This window comes from Paenibacillus sp. FSL E2-0177 (assembly GCF_037992975.1).
Classification (GTDB): domain Bacteria; phylum Bacillota; class Bacilli; order Paenibacillales; family Paenibacillaceae; genus Paenibacillus_AQ; species Paenibacillus_AQ odorifer.
Genome location: NZ_CP150307.1, coordinates 1,281,777 through 1,303,717, shown reverse-complemented (window position 1 = coordinate 1,303,717; position 21,941 = coordinate 1,281,777). Strand labels below are relative to the sequence as shown.

The following is a 21,941-nucleotide window of genomic DNA, read 5'->3' as shown; positions in this document are numbered from 1 at the left end:
TCCGTGACTTGTGCATATGCACTTCACAAACTTTATGGTCTGTTTCAGGAAACGTGTTAGTTATTCATCAGTCGGTGGCCCTCCGTAATTGTCCGTATTTTAGAATAAGTACAGTATATAACAATTTAAATCAGAAATAAAAGGTCAAGAACAATTATAACTTAATCTTTACCACCTGAGTCTGCGCATTCCACTGCACCTGAACAGCAAATAAATCAGGCAGGATACTCAGCGGAATTAGTAATCGGTTATTTTCATTGCGTGACGGTAAAATCGTAATGGATTTCCCATTCACAATAGCCTTATTGGATAATGGCTTATGTGTCACCGTACGATTGCCGATCGTAATTATCAGTGCTCCTGTCCCCGCTTCACTCTGCAAAGTACCACCCAGTAAGGCCACGGATTCTCTCAGCGGAACAAACACACGGGAATTTTCCAATATAAAAGGATCCTTCAGCTTTGTTGTCGTCCCATTGATCTCAAAAGTCCCCGCAAACTTATTACTTCCCACAGAGTACCCGTTTTTAGTTGCAATATTCTCCATAGCCAGTGTGCTCGTTGTAATGATAACTCGAGTATTCTTGGCTACTTTTGGATACAGCCAATGAATATCATCATTATGCATTCGAATACAACCGGCGCTAACATACTTCCCTATCGATGACTCATTATTATTGCCGTGAATCGCATACGTCGTGCCATAGGTACCGTTCACTTCCAGCCCCAGCCAGCGGTCGCCAAGCGGATTGGCCGGATCCCCACCGGGAATTTTCTCTTTGTAGTAGGGTCTGTTTTTTACTTTAACCACCATTTTGAAGCTACCTTCTGGCGTCAGTTCCTTCGACTTCCCTGTGGCAACCGGAAAAGTCTTCACCAGCTTGCCGTCACTGAAATACGCGAGTTTGTTTGTTTTTTTGTTCACGATGATCAGATCTGAGCCAGCAGCTTCCACCCTTCCAACTCCTGTAAAGCAAGCAGCGAACAAAAGTCCAAATACAAGCATCAGTTTAATGTTCCGCTGTAAAAAAGTTTGAAACCGGCCTCCCGAAAAGCATAAATTCATCTTGCTCCACCTCCGTTATATAAAGACGAAATCATTTCAAATATGTTGCGTACCAGCCTGTACCTATTCTTTTCAACTCGTCCACTCCCGCTTGACGCAGAGATTGCAATACTGTAACCAGTGAATGCATGACAAAAAGCCGATCTTTAGATACGCAAAGATCAGCATACGCATAAACACATAAGTTGCGGACTCCAGAGACCCTATTTGCAACTATTGCGCTGTTTTGGGATGTTATCGGACTCCAGCGCAGTTATTTGCTCAAATACCCTCGAATTTCTTGCTTTTCAGGACCAATAAGGTCTCTCGGGTCCGAAACTTGCTCAAAAAGGCCTAAAACACGCGAATAGCTGCATCTGAGTCCGTTAGCACAGTTCTACCTTGCTCTTTCCTATGTCTCTAACATTTCTGCCCTACGTCTCATACATTTCCGCCCTACGTCTCATACATTACTGCGTTCATTACTGCGTTCATTACTGCGTCCGCTCATTTGCCCGTTACCGTTAGCACAGTTACCTACCACATCTCCACTATATCTCCACTACAACTCCACCAAATCTCCACTACAACTCCCCACATCTCCACCACATCTCCACCACATCTCCACCACATCTCCACCACATCTCCACCACATCTCCACTACAACTCCACCACGCTCCTGACGCTCCAGCCCCAAACTAACTGCGCTGCACATTTGCCCGTATCTCATTCTCCCGAAGCTCAACGCACCAGCCCCAAACTAACTACGGTTTTACCATCGAAGATCAGCTAGCGCATAAGCGCATAAGTTGCGGACTCCAGAGACCCTATTTGCAACTATTGCGCTGTTTTGGGATGCTATCGGACTCCAGCGCAGTTATTTGCTCAAATACCCTCGAATTTCTTGCTTTTCAGGACCAATAAGGTCTCTCGGGTCCGAAACTTGCTCAAAAAGGTCTAAAACTCGCGAATAGCTGCATCTGAGTCCTTTGGCAAACCAGTTAGTTTCAGGTTGGTTTCTAGTTTGTTTCCAGTACATTTCTGGTTAGTTTCTAGTTCGTTTCTTATTAGCTACTACTCGTCCCTACCTCCTCCCTACCTCCTCCCTACCTCCTCCCTATCTCTTTGTCAGCTCGTTTCTACTCCCTTCCGTTCTTCCTTCCGCTCTTCCGCTCTTCCGTTCTCCCCTCCCGTTCTCCCGTTCTCCCGTTCTCCCGCTCTCCCGTTCTCCTGTTCTCCCGTTCTCCCGCTCTCCCTACATCCCCATTACACGCAAAAAAAAGCCTTGATTCTCTAAATAGAGAATCAAGGCTTTCTAATTCGACCTTACACCCACCACATACCCTGAGGCTGGTCATGAATAAGAATGGATTGCAAATTGGTTACTGCACGTTGGAAGCCTTCGTCAACCGTCATAAGAGGGTCTTCATGCTCGATGCTCACCACATAATCATAACCGTAAGTGCGCAGCGCGCTCATGATATCTGACCACTCAGATATGCTGTGGCCGCAACCAACGGAGCGGAAGGTCCATGCGCGGGTCTGCACATCGCCATAAGGTTGCATATCGGTCAGACCATACATATTGATGTTGTCCTGATCCAAGTAAGTATCCTTGGCATGGAAATGGTGAATCGCGCCAGCTTTACCGAGAATCTTAATGGCACCTACAGGATCAATGCCTTGCCACCACAGATGGCTCGGATCCAGATTAGCTCCGATAGCATCGCAGGTTGCTTCTCTAAGCTTCAAAATCGTATAAGGGGTATGGCACAGAAAGCCGCCATGCAGCTCGATACCGATCTTAACGCCATGCTCCTCGGCCAGCTTGCCGATTTCCTTCCAGTAAGGAATCAGCTTATGTTCCCACTGCCAGGTTTTGATGTCGCTGTACACGGTAGGCCAAGGTGTGACTGGCCAGTTCGGTGCTTTTGCCTCATCGCTGTCCCCAGCCGTTCCCGAAAAAGTGTTCACGACCTTAACACCCATGAGTGAAGCCAGCTTGATCGATTTACGGAGAATTTCATCCCCGGCGCGGGCTTCTTCTTTATCTGGTGAAATCGGGTTATTATGGCAACTGAAGGCACTGATCATAATGCCACGTTTCGTGAACTTTTCCAAATATTCTTGTCGTGCTGACTCGCTCGCAAGCAGCTCATCTGTCGGACAGTGAGCATTGCCGGGATTACCGCCCGAGCCGATTTCTACCGCATTCAAACCTGCGGCGGCGATTTTATCTAACATCTCGTCAAGACTCAAGCTTCCAAATACAGGATCAAATACGCCTAATTTCATTTATACGACCACCTTTTCTTTGATAGGCTCTAAGGCTTCAGAATGTCCGTAAACCGGATAGTCACGTTTCGTTGGTGCACACCAGTTCACGCCATTGATGATAACTTTTTGAATATCCTTGTTGTAATAAGTTGGATAAGATTCATGACCAGGCTGGAAATAAAAGATCTTCCCGCTGCCTCTACGGTAGGTCGATCCGCTTGGGAAGACGTTGCCGCCTTCGAACCAGCCGACAAATACAAGACTCTCTGGTGCTGGCACATCAAAATGCGCACCGTACATTTCCTCTTGCTCCAAGTCGATGTATTCACCAATGCCCTCAGCAATCGGGTGACTTGGGTCCATGACCCACAGACGCTCCTTCTCCTCAGCTTCACGCCATTTCAGATCGCAGCTGGTGCCCATTAATTTCATAAAGATTTTGGACATATGGCCCGAATGAAGCACTACAAGTCCCATACCTTGCAGCACTCGCGCATGTACACGATTTACAATCTCATCACTTACTTCATGATGGGCGATATGTCCCCACCAGATCAGTACATCCGTGTTATCCAATACCTCTTGCGTCAGTCCGTGCTCTGGTTCATCCAGCGTAGCTGTCTGAGTGTCCAGTCCTGCCTCTTGCAGAAAACTTGCCAGTTGTCCATGAATACCTTGCGGATAGACCTTAAGAATTCTTTCTTCCTGACGTTCATGACGGAATTCATTCCATACGGTTACTCTTGTCACTTGAGACACGCTCCTAGTTCATATTTATCTATGACCATCGAATTTGCTTGATTATTCAAAAAACACAGGCATACCAGTTTCAGAGGATTTATAAATAGCCTCCAAGATGCGAGTCACAACCAACGCCTGCTCCGGCTTCACTACAGGCTCGGTGTCATTTACAATGCTGTCAATCCACTGAGCTGCCTCTATCACCGCAGGATCATCTCCTGCACCATCATAAAAGTCGACGCCACCGGCATCCAGACCGATATGCTTTTCAAAGGTTTTACCGTAGGCTTCTCCGTTAATGCGCAGACCCTTCTCCATATCTGCTCCGCCTTCAGTCCCACAAAGTACCGTTTTGGCCTCACCGACATCGAGTGTATTCAGTGCCCAGCTTGCCTCTAAGATGATGGTAGCCCCATTCTCCATAGTGATGAATCCAATGGCGGAATCCTCAACTGTAAACTTCTCAGGATCCCACGGGCCCCAAGCATTCGCAGCATTTTTACGACCGGACAGCTTATGATAAGCGTTGCCCACGACATATTTAGGTTTGTAATTATCCATCATCCACAGGGTCAAATCGAGCGCATGGGTGCCGATATCAATCAACGGACCGCCGCCTTGCGCTTCTTCATCCAAAAACACACCCCAAGTTGGGACCGCGCGACGACGGATAGCCTTAGCTCTGGCGTAATAGATCTCACCAAGCTCATTATTCTCACATACCGCATGCAGATAAGCTGAATCTGGTCTGAAACGGTTCTGATAACCGATGGTCAGCTTTTTCCCAGTTCGCTCTGAGGCCTCGATCATCGCTTGTGCTTCTGCCGTGGTTTTAGCCATCGGCTTCTCACACATTACGTGTTTGCCTGCTTCCATAGCCGCAATGGAAATCTCCGCATGGGAAATATTCGGCGTACATACATGTATCACATCTATACTTGCATCGTTAAGAAGCTCTTTATAATCTGTGTAAACTACGGACTGCTCATCTCCAAACTCCGCTTTTGCCTTCTCGGCACGTTCAGCGACGATATCACAAAAAGCAACCATACGCGCACCTTCTACTTTTTTTAACGCGGGCATGTGCTTGCCGTTCGCAATACCTCCGCAGCCGATAATTCCTACTGTTAAAGTCATTCTGGTCTAACCTCCACTTATTCCTGTTTTGATATCTCTATCATACAAAGCTGAGGAAGGGCTTTCTTCCTGCAATCTTGCTGTATTATTCCCGAATATTGTCTTGTGGTATTTCAGCGGTGATATTCCCGTCGCTTCCTTGAAAAAATGATGGAAGGTCTTCACGCTGCCAAACCCGGCTGCTTCCGCCACGGCAGACATCGGCAGATCTTCATTGATCAAGATCCATTTGGCTTTGTTAAGCCGGTATTCGTTTAAGAACGCGATAAAGGTCATGCCCGTGTTTTTCTTGAACAATTTGGTAAAATAATAAGGACTAAACCCCATATAATTAGCTACCTCATTCAGCGTAATAGCCTCCTGGTAATGCTGCTCCACATAGATAAAAATCCGCTCTAATCTCTCCAGTGTTTCTCTGGATTGATTCAGTGTATCTTCCGAGAACTTAGGCTGTTTCTTGATCGGACTCTTCGGTACCTCCCGTAGAATAACGGTCAGCAGTTCAAACAATCTAGCCTTGATTAGAAAAACATATCCTTCTCTTCGCTGTACATCTTCCTCGTAAATACTCTCAATCAGCCCTTTGACCTTCGCGGCAGTTTCCACGGGCCATCTAGAACTGGAATACTCCATAAGCGTAAAGACCTCACGAAGTGAGTAGTCATTACCGTTCAAAGCGGCTACTTCTTGAAACAAATTCAGGTCAAATTGAATCACTACCCGTTCGCTCTCAGGTGAAGAGAGAAAATAATGCACATCCCCACCATTGATAAACTGGACTTCGCCCTGCTCCATGTGAATAGGGGTATCGTTAATTCCCAGATTCAGGCTTCCTTTGGTAACATAGATAATTTCAATTTCTTTATGCCAATGCGGATAACACAACGTATCACCATTGCAGAGTAAACTGCGGTAAGGAAAGTGCTTATCCACATCCGGAATCTCGAGATAAATATTCATAAATGCAACTCCTTATCCGAGTAAATCATTATAACCAGGGCTTGCATGCCATATTTAAAAATTTTACGTAAGCGTTTACTCTCTAAATGTTAGACCTCCAATATTCTTTTGTCAATTCCGATATTTCTAAGTAAATTTTTGGTATATACATTGGTTTCATTCCTATTAAAAGATTACTGCTCTTGCGTAGTTTTGATCATTTTTTTATTTTTTAAGTACAGTTGACAAAAGCGCCTACCAGCATTTATATTCGGGGTAAGCGTTTACGTTCTCTTCTTTCATAACTTACTCTCATCAGCGTAAGCGTTTAATTCAAGGATAACCGTAGTTTAAGGAGCTCATAGGAATGAACCCAACGATTAAAGATGTTGCACAGAAAGCGAACGTTTCCATTGCCACAGTCTCTCGCGTGCTAAACAATTTAAGTGGGTATTCGGACAAAACGAAACAAAAGGTAAATGAGGCGATCAAAGAAATTGGTTATCAACCCAATGCGATTGCCCGGGGTCTAATCAATAAGCGTACACAAACCATTGGTGTTATGTTCCCTAGTGTTTCTGGTGCTTTCTCTTCCGATCTGCTCAAAGGTATTGAAGAATTGGCCAATGACCGGAACTACAGTGTGATGGTATGCAATACCGATCAGGACGGTAAAAGAACGTTGAAGTACTTACAGCTCCTGAGAGAGAAACAGGTTGATGGCATTATTTTTTCTAGTGAAGTCCTTAAGAAAGAATATTACGATGTGCTCGAAACCATGAGGATCCCCGTTGTATTGGTCTCTTCCCAAACAGAATTCGCCAAGGTCCCTTATGTGAAAGTAGATGATTATCGAGCAGCTTTTGACGCTATCCTCTACTTAATTTCAAAAGGTCACCGCAAAATAGCCATGATTAGTGGAAACCCTAGCGATCTTATCGCTGGTGCGCCAAGAGCAGAAGGTTATAAGCATGCGCTTGAAGCAAATGGTATTCCTTTTGACAGCCGCTATCTTGCTTACGGAGATTTTTTGTATGAGAGCGGAAGTATAGCTATGGAGACTCTTTTGGAGCAAGCGCCTGATGTGACTGCCGTTTTTGCTGCTAGTGATGAAATGGCGATTGGTGCCCTCTCCACCGTTATCAAAAATGGTCTAAGCGTGCCCGAGGATATCTCCATTATGGGATATGACGATCTTGGATTAGCCAAAATGGTTATTCCGCCTTTAACAACAGTACGCCAACCGCTGTACGATATTGGAAAGATCGCCGTGGAGAAGCTCATTCAGATGATTGAAACAGGCGAGTCTGTCAACAGCCAGATTGTCGATCACACAATTGTGGAAAGACAAACGGTAAGATCGCTTACCTAAGTCTTTTTATCAATATTACGTAAACGTTTACTGTTCACTTTATTGCATACCCATCGCTTAGAAGAACACGAACATCATTTAAGTTTGCCGTCAACGTAAACGTTTACTCTTATCAAATTCACCATAATACCAACACATTATTAGGAGGATTTATCATGAAAAAAACAATTAAACCCGTAATGGTTAGTCTACTGGCTATGTCCGTGCTTAGCGCCTGCGGTAGCAATAGTGGTAACAATGCGGCTGACAACACATCTAGCGGCGGGAACTCCTCCGGTGACAAGGTAAAAATCGAGTTTTTCCAAAATAAGACCGAAGCCAAAGCCACCTTCGACAAGCTGGTTGCGAAATTTAATGAAGCCAATCCGAACATCGTAGTCACTCAAGTGAACCCACCGGATGCCGAAACAGTGCTGAAGACTCGTGCAGCTAAAAAAGACATCCCTGACGTGGTCGGTATCGGTGCCACTGACACCTACAAAACATTATCCGGAAGTGGTCTGTTTGAAGACTTCTCAAGTGATCCACTTGCTGAAAATATCCAGCCTGCTTATGTTCAAATGCTGAAAGACCTGACGGGTTCGAGCGAGCTGAATGGTCTTCCATTCTCTTCGAACGCAAGTGGTGTCATTTACAATAAAGCGATGTTCACTGAAGCCGGCGTTACCGTGCCAACCACTTGGGATGAGTTCATTGCCGTCGCTCAAAAGTTCAAGGACAGCGGTAAAAATGCTTTTTACCTGACACTTAAGGATTCCTGGACAACCCTTACGCCGTTCAACTCCCTCTCTACAATCATTAAAGGCAATGATTTCTTCAAGCAACGTACTGAAGGTACTGTGACTTTCGCAGACAGCTTCACCGAAATTGCTGAAAAGCTGCTTAAGCTGACGGAGTTCGGTCAAAAAGATATTTTTGGAAAAGGCTACAATGACGGCAACACAGCTTTCGCTAAAGGTGAATCTGCAATGTATCTGCAAGGGGTATGGGCGATTCCAGAAATCGTGAAGGCTAATCCATCCATTGAGCTTGGTGTATTCCCTTTCCCAGCGACAAATGATGCTGCTAACAATAAGGTCATTTCTGGCGTAGACACATTGTTGACTATCTCTAAGAGCACTAAACATAAAGAAGAAGCTAAAAAATTCGTTGAATTCCTGCTCCAGCCTGAGAATGTCAGCCTCTACATTAACGAGCAAAAAGCATTCCCAGCTGTGCAAGGTGTAACACAAGATGATCCAACAATGGACGGCTTCAAAGCAGCATTTACCTCAGGTAACTTGGCCGACTTTGCGGACCACTACATCCCAAGTGCAATGAAAGTGGATACCATCAATCAAGCCTTCCTGCAAAAGAAAGATGTTGATGCGTACCTGAAACAGCTTGATAAAGAATGGGATAAGGTAGCTGACCGGAAATAACGAGACCTGACAAATAAGAGCCGAGAAAGAGAACGGGACTCCCCCTTCTCTTTCTCTTTTCCAAGGAGGATTACATGATGGCCAAACGCCGAGTCGCCTTTTATCTAATGACTATACCGGCATTGCTTCTTTTCTTTGCCTTTCACACCTTTCCTGCACTGCAGGGTATTTATTATTCGTTCACTAACTGGGACGGCTTCAGTGACAGCTTTGATTACGTAGGATTTAAGAACTTCATTAACATTTTTCAAGACGAAAATGTGCTGAATTCATATGTGTTCACTTTTAAATATGCCATCTTAACGACTATTCTCATCAACATCATCAGTTTGTTGATTGCGCTTGGGCTTAACGCCAAGATTAAAGCCAAAAACTTTTTCCGCGGTGTATATTTCCTGCCAAATATCCTCAGCGTGCTGATTGTCGGCTTTATTTTCAACTATTTGTTCGCAAATGTATTCCCTATCTGGGGCGAGAAGCTTGGCAGCGAATTCCTTTCGCAGAACATTCTCGGCAACTCCAATTGGGCCTGGATCGGTATCGTCATTGTAGCCGTTTGGCAGGGAATTGCTTATAACACGATTCTCTATCTGGCAGGTCTACAGACCATTCCGCAAGATCTTTACGAAGCCTCCAATCTGGACGGCGCTAGCCGCTGGAGAGAATTCTGGAGCATTACTTTTCCAATGCTTGCTTCCTTCTTCACGATCAACATGGTGCTGGCGATGAAGGGCGGCTTAATGGTATTCGACCAAATCGTAGCCTTGACAGGTGGGGGACCTGGACGTTCAACACAATCCATTGCCCACTTAATCTATACAGGCGGCTTCCAAGGCGGAGAATTTGCCTATCAATCGGCGAACGCCGTGATTTATTTTATCGTGATCGTTGTGATCTCCGCCCTTCAGCTTAAATTTCTGCAGAAACGGGAGATGGACTTATGATCAAAAAATCAAGCAACTGGCCTGCAACGATTCTTATCGCGCTAGGCTCACTACTGATCCTTTTTCCGCTGTACATGACTATTGCTATCGCGCTAAAGAATCCAGAGGAAATGGCTCAATCCATCTTTTCACTGCCGACTGGCCTGCATTTTGAGAACTTCGCCAATGCCATTAAGGCAACCAATTTCTTCAACGCCTTAGGAAATAGCGCCACGATCACAATAACATCAGTAGTGTTCATCTTGCTTACCAACTCCATGGTAGCCTACGCGATTGCCCGCAATATGAACCGAAAATTCTTCAAAGCGCTCTACTTTTATTTTATCAGCGCAATGTTTATTCCTTTCCAGATTATTATGCTGCCTGTGGTCAAAGTGACAACGGATCTGCATATGAACAACATTCTGGGTCTTATTATTCTATACATTGTTTATGGCTTGGCTTTTAACGTGTTTGTATACACTGGCTATATCCGCTCTATTCCTTATGAGCTAGAGGAAGCTGCCACAGTAGATGGTGCGACGACATTCGGAACGTTCTGGAAGATTATTTTCCCACTTCTTGCTCCGGTCAGTGCAACAATTGGTATCCTCTCCTGTCTGTCGACTTGGAATGACTTTATGCTGCCGCTGATTCTGCTCGGTGATCAGGATTCATACACACTTCCGCTTGTACAGTATGTCTTCCAAGGTCAATTCAGCACAGATTTCAACTTAGCCTTTGCTTCGTATCTGCTTGCTTTATCCCCGATGCTCGTGGTTTATTTGTTCGCGCAAAAATGGATAATCAGTGGACTAACATCAGGGTCCATTAAATAACTAAGATTTATATAGAGAGATAGGAGAGTTATACATGGATAAGAAATGGTGGAAAGAAAGCGTAGTTTATCAAATCTACCCCCGCAGCTTCAAAGACAGTAACGGGGACGGCATCGGTGATCTGCAGGGCATTATCTCGAAACTCGATTATTTAAATCAGCTTGGCGTCGACGTAGTCTGGTTATGCCCGGTATACGAGTCGCCAAACGACGATAACGGCTATGATATCAGTAACTATCAAAGTATTATGGATGATTTCGGAACACTCTCTGATTGGGAGGAACTGCTAGCTGGACTTCACAGCCGTGGCATGAAGCTGATTATGGATCTCGTGGTCAACCACTCCTCTGATGAGCACGCTTGGTTCGTGGAGTCCCGCAAATCGCAGGATAATCCTTATCGTGATTATTATATCTGGCGGCCGGGCCAGGACGGACAGAAGCCTAACGACTGGGGTTCCTTCTTCAGCGGTTCGGCTTGGGAATTCGATGAGAAGTCGGAGGAATATTACCTCCATCTCTTCTCGAGAAAGCAACCCGACCTGAATTGGGATAATCCTAAGCTGCGCCAGGAAGTCTACGATATGATGACCTGGTGGCTGGACAAGGGCATTGACGGATTCCGTATGGATGTAATCAACTTGATCTCCAAAGTACCGGAATTACCTAGCGTTGCCCCAGAAAATAACGGAGAACAGCCTACGTACCACTTCGGAGGAGACTATTTCGTTAACGGACCACGCGTACATGAGTATATGCAGGAAATGAACCGTGAGGTCCTGTCCAAGTACGATATCATGACAGTGGGCGAAGCCGTTAATGTCACTCCCGAGGAGGCTTCGTTGTACGTTTCCGAGGATCGCAACGAGCTGAACATGGTATTCCATTTCGAGCTTATGGACGTCGATTCCGGACCTGGAGGCAAATGGAATGTGCAGCCTTGGAAGCTGGCGGACATCAAGTCCATCATTTCCAAATGGCAAATCGCGCTGGACGGTAAAGGTTGGAACAGTCTGTATATGAACAACCACGATCAGCCGCGTATGTTATCCCGCTTCGGAGATGATAAGTTATATCCGAAAGAGTCTGCCAAGATGCTGGCAACACTGCTGCACACGCTCCAAGGCACACCTTACATCTATCAAGGCGAAGAAATCGGCATGACGAATGTACAGTTTGATTCCATCAACGATTACAAAGACATTGAAATCTTGAATATGTATAAAGAATACTTGGCTGCCGGACATTCGGAAGAAGCTATCATGAACTCCATTTACATTAAAGGCCGGGACAATGGCCGTACGCCGATGCAATGGAACGCCGAGCCGCAGGCAGGCTTCACGACGGGCTCTCCTTGGCTAGCCGTAAATCCTAATTACAAGGAAATTAATGTGGAGCAGGCGCTGGCTGATCCTGATTCTATTTTTTACTATTATAAGAGACTTATTGAGCTGCGCAAGCAGCATGAAATTATCGTATACGGAAATTATACAATTCTGGCTGAGGAGAATAAACAGGTATATGCTTATCTGCGTACTCTTGGTGAAGAACAGCTACTGGTTGTATTGAATTTCTTCGGAGAGCCTGCGACCTTCGAACTTCCTTCTACTGTGAAGTTTCAAGCGAAGGCATTGCTTATTGCCAATTACGAAGTAAATCCAGAAGAAGAACTAAACACAATTCAGCTTCGTCCTTATGAAGCTCGTGTGTATAAGCTTAAATAAACTAGACCCCCTACATGGAAACAATAAAAAGGAGCCTCACGGCTCCTTTTTACTTTCCTCCAACAGCTACCGGATTGACCTGTACCTGTCCCGCGTTCAATTTCTCAATAATCGCCAGTAAGAAGGTTTCGGCTAGGCTGTTCTTTTTAATCGCTCTGGCGGCTTCTTCCAAAGTAAACCATTCAGCATGATCAACCTCAGTACTCACCTGGCTCAAGTCCTCCGAATCTGCAACACCTATAAAATTCAGCATTAGCGTATTGGATGGTGCGAAGTACAAGCTGCGCATATATTCATAAGCGACAATATCAAGTCCTACCTCTTCTTTTACCTCACGTACGAGAGTCGTTTCCGCATCTTCACCTTTGTTCACGTATCCTGCGAGTAATATGTAGTCTGGCCGATTATATTGCTGAATTAATAAAATCTTGTTTTTCTCCCTGTTTAATACTGCTGTACTAATCGCCGTGCTGAAAATAGGGAATCGGAACATTTCACACGCATTACAATAAGGTACCTGCCCTTCCCCTTCACTTTCTTTCATTACTAACTCTGTCCCACATTCCAGGCAATACTTCAAACTGATCGCTTCCTTCTATTCTAAGTTAGCCTAATTCTACTCCAATTGAGGTGGAATCCGGTGATACGTAGCTTGTTCAAACCCGTATGCTAAGGCTATGAGCGTAGGCTCGCTATAAGCTTTTCCGGAAAAAACAACACCAAAAGGTCCCCTGGTCGAATCCCCATCCGCATCAATAATGCCTTGAGATACATATCCCGCCGGAACAGTAACTAATGGATAACCTAAGCGTGCCGCAATATACATGCCATCTACATCACCAGGCAGCAATAACGCGTCTAAACTATATTGTTCCAACACATAATCTATTCCTTGCTCAAGCGCTAATTCCTTGTATTCTTGTCTCTTCTCTTCATAGGCCTCTTCAGTTAATGTTACTTCTTCTGATCTTGTCAGGGTGTCTTGCCCATATTGCAAGGCAATCTCAGCATGTCTTTCATTATAGGCTATCAATTCTTGCAAAGAGTGAATCGGAACGGAATCATCTACTTGTGCTAAATACTGGTTGAGCCCTTTTTTAAATTCATAACAAATCACATCATTATTCCAATTCTGTTGTTCAACATGTACTGTGACAGGATCTATAATGGTAGCCCCTTCATTCTTCAAGGTCAAGATAGCTGCTTCCATAATTGCAAGCCTCTCAGCGTCTAAATGCTTATAATAATGCCGTGGAATACCTATTCTTGCTTGTCGTATAAAGCTTTTATCTAAACTTGAAGTATAGTCTGTATAAGCGTATTTTTCGCTTGAAAATGTTGCTGAATCGTTGTCGTCCACTCCGGTTAACGCCCCTAAAATAATTGCCGCATCTGTAACCGTTCTAGCTATAGGCCCAGGGGTATCCTGGCTTACTGAAATAGGAATGACTCCAGAACGGCTCACTAATCCCACCGTAGGTTTGATTCCGACAAGAGCATGTTGGCTGGCTGGACCGACAATAGATCCTGCGGTTTCCGTTCCGATCGCTGCTGCTGCCAGATTCGCTGCTACGGCTGCCGCAGGCCCGGAGCTGGAACCACTGACAAATACCGTCCCAGGTCCATACGGATTCAGTACAAGCCCGCCCCGCGAGCTATATCCCGCAGGCATTGTACTAGACATAAAATTAGACCACTCCGACATATTCGCCTTCCCAAGTAAAATAGCCCCCGCCAATCGAAGCTTGGCCGCTACAAATGAATCTTTTGCCGCAATTGATCCAGCTAAAGCTACAGAACCGGCACTCGTATGCATCTTATCCGCGGTGTCTATATTATCCTTCAATAAAATAGGAATACCGTGCAGGCTCCCGCGGCTCCCTTTTTCTGCTCGTTCTTTATCGAGTGCTCGCGCGATTTGTATAACCTCTGGATTTATTTCTAAAATAGAGTTTATGTCTATATCGTATTTATGGATCCGCTCCAAATATACTTGAACTATATCCTCTGAGGTAATTAAACCTGCTTCCAGAGCCTCTTGCATTTTAATTATATCCGTCTCAATAATCCATTCCTGAAGTTTATTCTTCATACGAATAACTCCTTCCAAAAAAATAAAATTGCCTCTAGTATAAACCTACCACAAAATTTCACCTCAATAATATGGAGAGTTTAACTATAGTTATATTCAGCTATTTGACTCCCTCGGCTACAGATGATAGGGTATTTTCGAAGTTAAATTTTTCCGGGAGGGAACACCCATGACGGAAGTAAAGCTTAGTATTGGATACGACGAATTCGAAGAAGGTCAAAGAATTGGCGAAGCAATTGAGAAGTTAAGCAGCAGCCCTGAAGGTGCGTCGCTGACCAGCCTAATTATCGGTGATTGGGGGCAAGCCTACGAGAATAGCTCGGAAGAGGTTGTAGAGGCACTGGTTACGCATAGCGCCAGCTTCCCGGCTTTACGCAAGCTTTTTATTGGTGAGATGGGCTATGAGGAATGTGAGATTTCATGGATTACCCAAAGCGATCTATCACCGCTGCTCCCTGCTTTTCCAGAATTACAATCACTCACGATTCAAGGCGGGAATGAGCTGAGCCTCTCAGAGCTAAAGCATGACAAGCTGGAGGAACTGATAATTATTAGCGGCGGCTTAAGTAAAGCCGTACTTGAAAATATTGCAGCCAGCCAATTGCCGAATTTACGCAAGCTGGAACTATATCTTGGCGTAGATAACTACGGCTTTGACGGAAGCCTCGCAGATATTCTACCTCTTATAGAAGTAGGAAAGTTCCCTAAACTTACCTATCTGGGATTAAAAAATAGCGAAATACAAGATGAAATCGCCGGTGCAGTAGCAAATGCGCCTATCTTAGATCAGCTGGATACGCTAGATCTATCTCTGGGTACCCTCAGCGACGAAGGTGCTGAATTGCTTCTTGCCAGCGAGAGAATCAAGGGACTAAAAGCATTGAATCTAAGCCATCATTTTATGTCCGACGAGATGATCAGCCGGTGGCAGCAGAGTGGATTACCTGTCGATGTCAGCGACAAACAGGAAAGCGATGATGAGGAAGACTGGCGTTATCCTTCCATCACAGAGTGAGCCCCCTATGCGGCCGATGATCGTTATCGGTATTCCTGGGGATAAACGGACTAGCGGCATTCAGCAAGCACGTTCCGATCTCGGAATGCCACCTGCCATCATTTTATCGTACGCTGAATTTCTGCAAGGCCAATCGTTAGGTGATCTGCTGGAAGTGCAGAAGCAGCTGTTATCCAGCCAGCCGGCTGTTTATAACGGAATAGATCTCAGTGCGGCTCCCCCGCTGCTGAGATTGGAATCGCCTGGCAGCAGCTTTGAAGTAGAACGTGCCTTAATCGCTCTTGGCGCACCTGATGCCGTTGATGTTGACGATTCGCTGCATCCCTACGCTGAAAGACCTGATCCGCGCCCACTCCGTGTGAAGGTAGCCCATCAATTGAAGGAGATGCAGGGTGTCCTGCATCATCCTTCGCAATGGTTCCGCGGTTATTGCCGCATGCTGGCTAGACTACAGCGCGAAGCCAAAGAGGTTTGTCCAGGCTCGCTATGGTTAAATGACCCCGCTGACATTGCGGCCATGACCGATAAACGGCGGGCACAACAGATTCTGAGTGAGGCAGGCATCCCTATTCCTCGTCCATTAGGCGAGGAACAGCAGCCTACCGACTATGCCTCTCTCCGTGAGATGATGATCTCCCGGCGAATGCACCGGGTATTCATTAAGCTAGCCTTCGGCTCTGCCGCTTCCGGGGTGATCGCCTATCAGCTCCATCCCGTTACAGGTGCCGAAATTGCCTTAACTACAGTGGGGGTCGAGAATTACATCACCCGACCGCCCATTTACTATAATTCCGGTAAACTGCGGCGATACACAGATACCGCCACGATCTCCGGCATTATTAACTGGATTTATCGGCATGGTGGTTATGCCGAGCAATGGATCCCTAAGATCGGCCATAACGGCAAAGCCTTCGATATCCGCCAGCTCGTGGTTCTCCGCGAGGCCTGTCATGCAATTGCTCGTGTAAGTTCCACCCCAATTACGAATCTGCATTTACGCAGCCAGCGGATGTCTCCTTCAGAAGCCGGTTTATCAGAATTCATACAGGAGCAGGTACGAAATACCGCGTTGCAAGCGCTGGCGGCATTTCCCCGTTCTGGAGTTGCCGGGATAGACGTGCTGATATCTGGAGGATCGCAGCAGTGTTTTGTCGCCGATGTTAATCCTTTTGGCGATTTGCTGTACGATGTAAAATACCGTGGCTGCAGCACCTACGAATGGGAAATGAAGGTATTGACCGCCAGAGACTATATTACTCATCCCTCAACACCGCTTATAAAGGAAGGATCCTCTTAATGGATATGAACACTATCGTTGGCACCCATGACATTCTAATGATCACGCTTGATACCCTTCGATACGATGCAGCTACTATGGAGGAAGCGAACTGCCCGAACCTGTGTGGAACGGGATCCTGGGAGAAAAGACATACTCCCGGCAGCTTTACTTATGCGGCCCATCACGCTTTTTTCGGCGGCTTCTTGCCTACTCCAGCTACAACGGATAAGACTGAGCATATCCGGATGTTCCATTCCCGAAATACCGGAATGAAGACGCATCCTCATACATGGCTGTTCGATACGCCGGATATCATGTCAGGACTTGCTGCCGAGGGCTATCGCACGGTTTGTATTGGAGGTGTTATTTTTTTCACCAAAAAAAATCCACTCGCACGTGTGTTGCCAAGCTATTTCCAGCAAAGCTACTGGCGGATGACCTTCGGTGTGACCAATCCGCGTTCCACAGAGCATCAGGTGAACCATGCCTTGAAGCTGCTAAAGGATACTCCTAGCGAGCAAAGATTGTTTATGTTCCTCAACGTCTCTGCCATTCACGGACCAAATCATTATTTTGTACCTGGTGCTAAAAAAGACTCCGTAGACAGCCAGCGCGCCGCTCTTCGTTATGTGGACGGTGAACTGGGCCGGTTGTTCGATGCGTTCCGGGAACGCGGCAATCCTGTCTTCTGCCTGGCTTTTTCAGATCATGGAACCGCTTATGGGGAAGATGGCTATCAGGGGCATCGCCTTGCCCACGAGACGGTATGGAACGTCCCTTATCGGGAGTTTATTTTATAATATTTATAACAAGGAAAGGATGGAGAACTGATATGACGTTATCGTCCTTCTCTTTAGAAGAGCTTCACAAGTGGAAAGACAGCATTACTGCTCACCCTTACCGTTCTTATCTGTATTCCTATCCACACAAAACGGCTTACAGGGATTTGCAGCCTCCGATGCCGCTAGAAACACTCTGGCGTGATGAGCCTGCGGAATCTTTCTTTCTATATATGCATATTCCGTTTTGTGGCGCACGCTGCGGATTCTGCAACCTATTTACCCTGCCTGATAAACGCGCAAATGTTCATGCCACATACGTGGATGCCCTGGAACGCCAAGCAAAGCAATGGGCGGAATTCACCAGACATAAACCTTATGCGCGTTTTGCGATCGGCGGTGGAACTCCCACCCTGCTGGCAGCAGATCAGCTCCGCCGCTTGTTCCACATTGCCGTTGATACGATGGGACTGGACACAAATACAGCCTCCATCTCAGTCGAAACTTCACCGGAGACGATTACCGAAGAGAAGCTGAATATTCTAAAAGAGTATACGGTGGATCGGGTCAGCATGGGCATCCAAAGTTTTGTCGCTGCTGAATCGGCGGCCATCTATCGCCCACAAAATCCGGATGAGGTATATCGGGCACTAGAGCTGCTGGGGAAATATGATTTTCCCATACTAAATTTAGATCTGATCTACGGGCTTCCGGGGCAGACGGTCGACTCTTGGCTATATTCGCTCAATCAAGCGATCAGCTTTGAGCCAGAGGAAATTTTCATCTATCCGCTCTACACCCGTGAGCATACGATTGTGAAGCCTGGTGATATCCAGCGTCAGGACGATATTCGCCTAGATTGCTACAAAGCCGCTGGGCAGCTGCTTAGAGCGAGAGGATATCGCCAATACTCCATGCGTCGTTTCGCCAAGGAAGACGCAGGAACAGCTAAACCCATTCTCGATTATAGCTGCCAAGAAGAAGGAATGGTCGGATTGGGCTGCGGAGCAAGATCCTACACCCGCCATGTGCATTACGCTTCCCGTTATGGGGTAAGCCGTAAAGCAACCGAGAGCATTATTGCTGATTACGTGGCGACGGATCGTTACGATACTGCGGATTACGGGATTGTGCTGAGTCTTGAAGAACAGAAACGCCGCTTTATTCTGAAGGCGATTCTACATAGCGAAGGGCTGAAGCTTGAAGATTACAGCCAGCGTTTCGGTCAATCGCTCTGGAGCGATTATCCTGAGCTGTCCAACCTGCTTCATTCCGGTCTTGGGCAAGAGGAAGATGGCATCCTGCGCCTTACCACCGAAGGGATGGGTTACTCTGATTCGATTGGGGATTGGTTTATTTCTGGGGAGATCCGAGAGCAGATGGAAAGGTTCGTATTGCCATGAATGCGGTTCTCTACTACCGCGGTTCCCTCACGTCCTGCAACTATGATTGCCCCTATTGTCCTTTTGGCAAAACAAGAGACAGCGCAGCTACGCTCGCCAAGGACCGCCAGGGGCTGGAAGCCTTTGTAGCGTGGGCCTCTGAGCAAGGTGCGGCAGGTCATCGGCTTTCTATATTTTTTAATCCCTATGGCGAAGGGCTGATTCATCGCTGGTACAAAGAAGCAATGATTGCCCTCTCCAATATGGACCATGTAGAGAAGGTAGCGATTCAGACCAACCTATCTGCCAACCTGGATTTCATCTCCCAGCTGAATCGTAAAAAAGTGGCCTTTTGGGCCACCTACCACCCCGGACAAGTGCGGGAGGATAAATTTCTGGCGCAATGTTTGACTTTATATGAGAACGACGTTCCATTTAGTGTGGGAAGCGTTGGAATACGCAGCGCTTTTTCAGCTATAGCTTCACTTCGTTCTGCGTTACCAGAGAACGTGTACTTATGGGTCAATGCTTACAAAGATAAACCTGATTATTATACAGCTGAGGATTTTGTCTTCCTTAGCGAGATTGATCCACATTTTTCTGTGAATGCTATGGATTATGAAAGCCTTGGCCAAGCCTGCAATGCAGGAAAAGATGTTTTTTACGTACAGGGCGCTGGGCTTGTGAAACGCTGCTATAAGGACAGAGGTGTCATAGGCAATCTTTACCGTGATGGGCTAGAGGGTCTCTCTGCGGTTAGAAGCTGCCGAATGAAGGTATGCGATTGTTATATCGGTTATATTCATATGCCCGAGCTGAAGCTGCGGAGCATCTATGAAGCTGGACTTTTGGAACGAATCCCGTATGGCGCTATGAATAACTGATTTAAAATTCCAGACAGGGTTTCTTTACTCTCTGTGGAATATGACAAGTAGCCCCCATCTATAGGGGCATAGCAAACACTAAAGTTGGAGGGACAATAACTTATGAACAACATCATTAATTTTGCGCATCGTGGAGCGTCGGCAGTGTGTCCAGAAAATACTATGGTAGCATTTCGCAAAGGTCTTGAGCTGGGTGCAACCGGAATAGAAACTGATGTACAAATGACCAAGGATGGCGGCCTAGTCCTCATTCATGATGAAACTCTAAACCGCACAACAAGCGGAACCGGCTATGTGAAGGATCATACACTCGCAGAACTGCTGGAAGTGGACGCAGGCTCATGGTTCGGACCTGAATTCAAAGATGAGCGCCTTCCATTGCTGGAAGATTTATTAGATCTGCTGCAAGGTAGAGATACCATCCTAAATATCGAGCTTAAAAATGGCACTTTTTTATATCCGGGTATGGAGGAAAAAGTGATCGCGGCCGTACGGGATTTCAAGATGAGCGATCGCGTCATTTTTTCGAGCTTCAACCATTATTCACTAGCTTACTGTCAGTCGCTGGCACCGGAGATCAGAACAGGAATTCTATACGGGGAAGGCTTGTATCGTCCTTGGGACTATGCAGCTACACTTGGAGCGACTGCGTTGCATGCGTATCATTTTGCGGTACTGCCTGAATTCGTCGAAGAAGCGGCGAAGCATGGCGTCGCCTACCATCCTTGGACCGTTAACGATCCCGAGCGGATGAAATATTTAATTGAAGCTGGTGTATCAGGCATTATTACCGATCATCCAGACCTACTCGCTGGACTTCTGGCTGACAAGGGAGTGTGATGGTGTGAAAAAAGTCTGGCTGCTCGGATTCGGCTTTTTCAGCATCAGCATTACATGGAGTCTGTATAACGCATTTGTACCTTTTTTCCTCGAAAAATATGTACATAGTGTAGCCCTAATCAGCTTCATGATGACGATTGATAATTACTTCGCCTTATTCTTGCAGCCTTGGATCGGTAATCGGAGTGACCGCACGACCTCGCGTTTTGGACGCAGAATGCCTTATCTTATGATCGGTATGCCCTTCGCTGCCGTGCTGACTATGCTGATTCCGTTTCATACCGGACTATTTACACTGCTTTTATTTATGATGCTGATGAATTTAGCCATGAGTTTATACCGTTCCCCTACCGTCGCTCTCATGCCCGACATAACACCTGAGGAGCAGCGTACAAAGGCTAACGGATTAATTAATTTCATGGGTGGATTCGGATCAATTCTGGCTTTCGGCGTGGGTTCGATCCTCTATAAATCAAATCCTGCGCTGCCATTTCTCGTTGCTGGACTGATTACCCTGTTATGTCTGTTTATCGTATCGCGCTTCATCAAAGAAAAACGGGATGGTGTGAATATAAGCCCTACGCTTCTATCCGATACAGCGGGGAGCCCTTCTGCGACGATAGTTAAGCCTTCCAGAGTCTCCTTTCGCGGCCAGCTGGATCGTACTACAGTCTTTCTACTGGCAGCGATTTTCTTCTGGTTTGTAGCTTATCAAGGGGTCGAAACCTTGTTTACATTGTATGGCAAAAACCATCTGGGCCTCAGTGAACAAGCAGCCTCCTTCTCCCTTACCTTCTTCTCCCTTGCCTTTGTGCTGTTCGCTATTCCGAGCGGTTGGCTGGGTGGGCGATTCGGGAAAAAGAAGATCATTATCGTCGGCGTATGTGGCCTGATGACGGTCTTTGCGCTTGTTGGGTTTGCACAGGACCTGCTGGTGCTTCGAGCGTTACTCCTGACAGGAGGAATCTTCTGGGCTTGTATCAACATCAACTCTTATCCTTATGTTGTTGCAACGGGAACTGAGGAGAGTATCGGTACTCGAACAGGGATGTATTATTTGGTCTCTTCACTGGCAGCGATCAGCTCGCCACCTTTGCTGGGGCTAATGATTGATATTTTTGATTACTCCATCCTGTTCTATGTAGCAGCGATTAGTATGGCGGTTGCCCTGCTCTGCCTCTTCTTGATGAAGGGACGCAAGCAAGTCCCCCACAAGTTTCACACACCGGGAGCCTAAAAAAAAGCGTCAGCCT

Annotated in this window: 20 protein-coding genes; 12 read left to right on the top strand and 8 right to left on the bottom strand. The window is 46.2% G+C overall.

Annotated elements, in window-relative coordinates; translation table 11 throughout:
- Nucleotides 1-154: 154 nt before the first annotated feature.
- From MHI25_RS05750 to MHI25_RS05725, 6 genes are all read right to left on the bottom strand, one after another.
- Entirely contained in the window at nt 155-1,066 is a 912-nt protein-coding gene (locus MHI25_RS05750) for a L,D-transpeptidase family protein (RefSeq protein ID WP_076129557.1), read from the bottom strand.
- A gap of 541 nt (nt 1,067-1,607) precedes the next feature.
- Nucleotides 1,608-1,775, bottom strand: coding sequence for a hypothetical protein (locus MHI25_RS05745; RefSeq protein ID WP_340395102.1), 168 nt, complete (start codon nt 1,773-1,775; stop codon nt 1,608-1,610).
- Between the two features lie 596 nt (nt 1,776-2,371).
- The gene (locus tag MHI25_RS05740) at nt 2,372-3,340 is read right to left on the bottom strand and encodes a sugar phosphate isomerase/epimerase (protein WP_036680409.1); all 969 of its coding nucleotides are present in this window, start codon (nt 3,338-3,340) and stop codon (nt 2,372-2,374) included.
- On the bottom strand, nt 3,341-4,072 hold the full coding sequence (locus MHI25_RS05735) for a ThuA domain-containing protein (protein WP_038569006.1): 732 nt from the start codon (nt 4,070-4,072) through the stop codon (nt 3,341-3,343).
- A 51-nt stretch (nt 4,073-4,123) separates the two neighbouring features.
- Entirely contained in the window at nt 4,124-5,200 is a 1,077-nt protein-coding gene (locus MHI25_RS05730) for a Gfo/Idh/MocA family oxidoreductase (RefSeq protein WP_076195156.1), read from the bottom strand.
- 6 nt (nt 5,201-5,206) lie between these two features.
- On the bottom strand, nt 5,207-6,160 hold the full coding sequence (locus MHI25_RS05725) for an AraC family transcriptional regulator (protein WP_340395101.1): 954 nt from the start codon (nt 6,158-6,160) through the stop codon (nt 5,207-5,209).
- 346 nt (nt 6,161-6,506) lie between these two features.
- Here MHI25_RS05725 and MHI25_RS05720 point away from each other — a divergent pair, with 346 nt between their 5' ends.
- The 5 genes from MHI25_RS05720 to MHI25_RS05700 all read left to right on the top strand — a co-directional run bounded on the left by MHI25_RS05720 (nt 6,507) and on the right by MHI25_RS05700 (nt 12,417).
- A complete protein-coding gene (locus tag MHI25_RS05720; protein WP_036680403.1) occupies nt 6,507-7,511 on the top strand; it encodes a substrate-binding domain-containing protein in 1,005 nt (334 codons plus the stop codon).
- Between the two features lie 155 nt (nt 7,512-7,666).
- Nucleotides 7,667-8,932, top strand: a complete 1,266-nt coding sequence (locus MHI25_RS05715) for an extracellular solute-binding protein (protein WP_076129561.1) — start codon at nt 7,667-7,669, stop codon at nt 8,930-8,932.
- Between the two features lie 77 nt (nt 8,933-9,009).
- On the top strand, nt 9,010-9,876 hold the full coding sequence (locus tag MHI25_RS05710; RefSeq protein WP_340395100.1) for a sugar ABC transporter permease: 867 nt from the start codon (nt 9,010-9,012) through the stop codon (nt 9,874-9,876).
- Entirely contained in the window at nt 9,876-10,694 is an 819-nt protein-coding gene (locus MHI25_RS05705) for a carbohydrate ABC transporter permease (protein ID WP_038574152.1), read from the top strand. Before MHI25_RS05710 ends, MHI25_RS05705 begins: the two co-directional genes overlap by 1 nt.
- Nucleotides 10,695-10,728: 34 nt before the next feature.
- Complete coding sequence (locus MHI25_RS05700) at nt 10,729-12,417, top strand: alpha-glucosidase (protein ID WP_340395099.1); 1,689 nt, start codon at nt 10,729-10,731, stop codon at nt 12,415-12,417.
- Between the two features lie 49 nt (nt 12,418-12,466).
- On the opposite strand, the gene MHI25_RS05695 is transcribed toward MHI25_RS05700, so the two are convergent.
- Both MHI25_RS05695 and MHI25_RS05690 read right to left on the bottom strand, forming a co-directional pair.
- Nucleotides 12,467-12,997 (bottom strand): NUDIX domain-containing protein, encoded by a 531-nt coding sequence (locus tag MHI25_RS05695; protein WP_076195176.1) that lies wholly within the window; start codon nt 12,995-12,997, stop codon nt 12,467-12,469.
- 36 nt (nt 12,998-13,033) lie between these two features.
- Nucleotides 13,034-14,509 (bottom strand): amidase family protein, encoded by a 1,476-nt coding sequence (locus MHI25_RS05690; RefSeq protein WP_076280532.1) that lies wholly within the window; start codon nt 14,507-14,509, stop codon nt 13,034-13,036.
- A gap of 169 nt (nt 14,510-14,678) precedes the next feature.
- Between MHI25_RS05690 and MHI25_RS05685 the strand changes: the two genes are divergently transcribed.
- The 7 genes from MHI25_RS05685 to MHI25_RS05655 all read left to right on the top strand — a co-directional run bounded on the left by MHI25_RS05685 (nt 14,679) and on the right by MHI25_RS05655 (nt 21,925).
- Nucleotides 14,679-15,524 (top strand): STM4015 family protein, encoded by an 846-nt coding sequence (locus MHI25_RS05685; protein WP_076129565.1) that lies wholly within the window; start codon nt 14,679-14,681, stop codon nt 15,522-15,524.
- Nucleotides 15,525-15,531: 7 nt separating this feature from the next.
- The gene (locus MHI25_RS05680) at nt 15,532-16,821 is read left to right on the top strand and encodes an STM4014 family protein (protein WP_340395098.1); all 1,290 of its coding nucleotides are present in this window, start codon (nt 15,532-15,534) and stop codon (nt 16,819-16,821) included.
- Nucleotides 16,821-17,603: an STM4013/SEN3800 family hydrolase gene (locus tag MHI25_RS05675; protein ID WP_340395097.1), complete on the top strand. Its 783-nt coding sequence runs from the start codon at nt 16,821-16,823 to the stop codon at nt 17,601-17,603. Before MHI25_RS05680 ends, MHI25_RS05675 begins: the two co-directional genes overlap by 1 nt.
- Before the next feature lie 32 nt (nt 17,604-17,635).
- Nucleotides 17,636-18,985 (top strand): STM4012 family radical SAM protein, encoded by a 1,350-nt coding sequence (locus tag MHI25_RS05670; protein WP_076129568.1) that lies wholly within the window; start codon nt 17,636-17,638, stop codon nt 18,983-18,985.
- On the top strand, nt 18,982-19,848 hold the full coding sequence (locus MHI25_RS05665) for an STM4011 family radical SAM protein (RefSeq protein ID WP_076195184.1): 867 nt from the start codon (nt 18,982-18,984) through the stop codon (nt 19,846-19,848). The genes MHI25_RS05670 and MHI25_RS05665 overlap by 4 nt, the downstream gene beginning before the upstream one ends.
- A gap of 102 nt (nt 19,849-19,950) precedes the next feature.
- Nucleotides 19,951-20,688, top strand: a complete 738-nt coding sequence (locus tag MHI25_RS05660) for a glycerophosphodiester phosphodiesterase (protein WP_076195187.1) — start codon at nt 19,951-19,953, stop codon at nt 20,686-20,688.
- 4 nt (nt 20,689-20,692) lie between these two features.
- A complete protein-coding gene (locus MHI25_RS05655; protein WP_036680370.1) occupies nt 20,693-21,925 on the top strand; it encodes an SLC45 family MFS transporter in 1,233 nt (410 codons plus the stop codon).
- The last annotated feature ends 16 nt before the right edge of the window (nt 21,926-21,941 follow it).

Bases quoted from the DNA above. Each gene is read 5' to 3' on its own strand.
- MHI25_RS05750 (WP_076129557.1), bottom strand. From the start codon at position 1,066: ATGAATTTATGCTTTTCGGGAGGCCGGTTTCAAACTTTTTTACAGCGG.
- MHI25_RS05745 (WP_340395102.1), bottom strand. From the start codon at position 1,775: ATGAGATACGGGCAAATGTGCAGCGCAGTTAGTTTGGGGCTGGAGCGT.
- MHI25_RS05740 (WP_036680409.1), bottom strand. From the start codon at position 3,340: ATGAAATTAGGCGTATTTGATCCTGTATTTGGAAGCTTGAGTCTTGAC.
- MHI25_RS05730 (WP_076195156.1), bottom strand. From the start codon at position 5,200: ATGACTTTAACAGTAGGAATTATCGGCTGCGGAGGTATTGCGAACGGC.
- MHI25_RS05725 (WP_340395101.1), bottom strand. From the start codon at position 6,160: ATGAATATTTATCTCGAGATTCCGGATGTGGATAAGCACTTTCCTTAC.
- MHI25_RS05720 (WP_036680403.1), top strand. From the start codon at position 6,507: ATGAACCCAACGATTAAAGATGTTGCACAGAAAGCGAACGTTTCCATT.
- MHI25_RS05715 (WP_076129561.1), top strand. From the start codon at position 7,667: ATGAAAAAAACAATTAAACCCGTAATGGTTAGTCTACTGGCTATGTCC.
- MHI25_RS05710 (WP_340395100.1), top strand. From the start codon at position 9,010: ATGGCCAAACGCCGAGTCGCCTTTTATCTAATGACTATACCGGCATTG.
- MHI25_RS05700 (WP_340395099.1), top strand. From the start codon at position 10,729: ATGGATAAGAAATGGTGGAAAGAAAGCGTAGTTTATCAAATCTACCCC.
- MHI25_RS05690 (WP_076280532.1), bottom strand. From the start codon at position 14,509: ATGAAGAATAAACTTCAGGAATGGATTATTGAGACGGATATAATTAAA.
- MHI25_RS05685 (WP_076129565.1), top strand. From the start codon at position 14,679: ATGACGGAAGTAAAGCTTAGTATTGGATACGACGAATTCGAAGAAGGT.
- MHI25_RS05680 (WP_340395098.1), top strand. From the start codon at position 15,532: ATGCGGCCGATGATCGTTATCGGTATTCCTGGGGATAAACGGACTAGC.
- MHI25_RS05675 (WP_340395097.1), top strand. From the start codon at position 16,821: ATGGATATGAACACTATCGTTGGCACCCATGACATTCTAATGATCACG.
- MHI25_RS05670 (WP_076129568.1), top strand. From the start codon at position 17,636: ATGACGTTATCGTCCTTCTCTTTAGAAGAGCTTCACAAGTGGAAAGAC.
- MHI25_RS05665 (WP_076195184.1), top strand. From the start codon at position 18,982: ATGAATGCGGTTCTCTACTACCGCGGTTCCCTCACGTCCTGCAACTAT.
- MHI25_RS05660 (WP_076195187.1), top strand. From the start codon at position 19,951: ATGAACAACATCATTAATTTTGCGCATCGTGGAGCGTCGGCAGTGTGT.